This window comes from Kosmotoga sp., from assembly GCF_982836095.1.
On record NZ_CEYIHJ010000243.1, the window covers coordinates 1 to 2,012 of the forward strand.

General features: G+C 37.9%; 1 pseudogene. It reads right to left on the bottom strand.

What is annotated here, in order from left to right:
* Positions 1-149: 149 nt before the first annotated feature.
* Positions 150-1,821, bottom strand: a pseudogene (locus AC3LHT_RS10660) (IS1634 family transposase).
* Between the last annotated feature and the right edge of the window lie 191 nt (positions 1,822-2,012).

Here is a 2,012-nt window from a genome sequence, read left to right on the forward strand (position 1 = left end):
GCACGCGAAGGAGAATCAAATATAATTCATGTTCACCGTTTTAATCTTAACCTGCATTCGACAGTAGTAGGTAAAAAAAGAGTAGCATAAAATGCTATTCTTAAAACACATAGATATGGTTTTGTGAGTAGAGTCGTGTTACTACAAAATCAGATGTTCTGTATGTCAACAATAATTGAAGGCTCATTTATGTTAAGGGCTTTGAGTATGGCTTTTTGCTCATTTGTTAATTCTGTTAATTGGAGAATTTTCTTTGTCTCTGTTTTAAATTCGCCATAATATAATCTATTCATTTCTTTTCTTATTGTTTCCCATGTTTTTTGAGTTTTGTCTTCGATAATTCGAACCAAAACCAAAGCAATAAAGCATAAAAATATGTGGCACCTAATGCGTTCATCTTTACTATGATAATTGGGACGAAGCTTGATATATGTTTTTAAAGTACGAAAAGCCTGTTCTACGTCGTAAAGTTGTTTGTATCCTAACACGATGTCTCTAAGATTAAGCGTATCATCACTGGTCTGAATTAGATACTTGCCATCATATCGGCTTTCACTCTGTAACTGGGAACGATTGATTTTCAAGGTGCCATCTTTCAGTTCTTTAATATATTTACCATAAACCCGATGTGACTTAAGCTCGCAAACGGCTTTGGAATGCCCTTTTTTCTTCCTATTGTTTAACTCTGCGAGCTTGTTCTCTAAGGTTTCAATTAACTTGGTGCGAGCCTGTTTATTCCTTTCTTGTTCTTTGATATTTTTAACAACGGTTAGGCGCTTTCGCTTTTCACCATTGCCAACAACCACTTCTTTGGCAAAAAGATGGTCATCAATTGGGGTGTAAGGTCCTTTGTGACTCAGAGCCGTCTCAACATCGGCTTCACCGCTTTTCATCTTGTGACCAACAAGATAGTGTCCTCCTCCACGTTGCAGGTATTGTAAATTGGCTTCTGAGGTCATACCGGTATCATGGACAAACACACAACGATTAAGATGCCATTCAGCTAAATCTTTTTTAACACGTTTTATGGTAGACATATCTGCTGTGTTGCCCGGGAACACCCAATGCTTTACCGGAATCCCAGATCTGGTGACAGCTAATCCAATAACCACTTGAGGCAAATCTCCGCGCTTATCTTTGGAATAGCCGTGTTTTTTAAGTTCTGTTTCCTCCTCAGTTTCAAAGTAAGTACTGGTGGTATCAAAAAACAAAAGATCAACCTCAAGATTGCATAAATCGGCCACAGCCCAATAAAGCTCTTTTTCAAGCTGTTTTTGATGCTGAAGCAGAAAGTCCATAGCCCGATACAAAACTTGAATGTCAATCTTGGGTAAATCAGGAATATATACGTCCTTTTCAACCCAGTCAGTAATCGCCAATTTGCTTGTCAGAGATCAGCCTCGGGCTGAAAGGAGCTAAGCAGCGATTAGCGACCATTGCAAAAATTGCCTGAGCAATCGGTGTTTTGAATTTCTTGTTAGCTATGCGTTTTTCAAGAACGCTCTTAAAATTGAGCTTCTGCCATAAATTTGATAAAAGATAAATGCCACCAAAAGAACGACAATTTTTCCATTTAAATTCTTGCCCGCGATTTTTTAAAACAACTTGCGTCTCTAAGGCATCTTCAGGAGGCAAGAAACGACAGATGCTCTTAACAAGTCGCTTAAGTTGTTCTATGTCAAGCGATTCGATGCGTCCAAAGTTATATAGAACTTTGGCCTGTGCATACCCTTTTTTAGGGTCGCGTTGATTATGGGCCAACTGCACGTAAGTAACAGTTGAACCATCTTTATTTTTCCGCGAAATTGTTCTTATATACATGCCTAAAATATAAGGCATAATAATTAAAAAGTCAATACCCCCAGCAATATTCGTGTGCCTACGCATTTTGAGGATTTTGACGGTTTTTAAACGAAAATATTGAGGTTAAGCTCTGTTGAATGCCTATCACTGTCGAATACAGGTTTATGAAAAATGCTTGAGTTGAATAAAATACTGTCTTTTTATCCTGA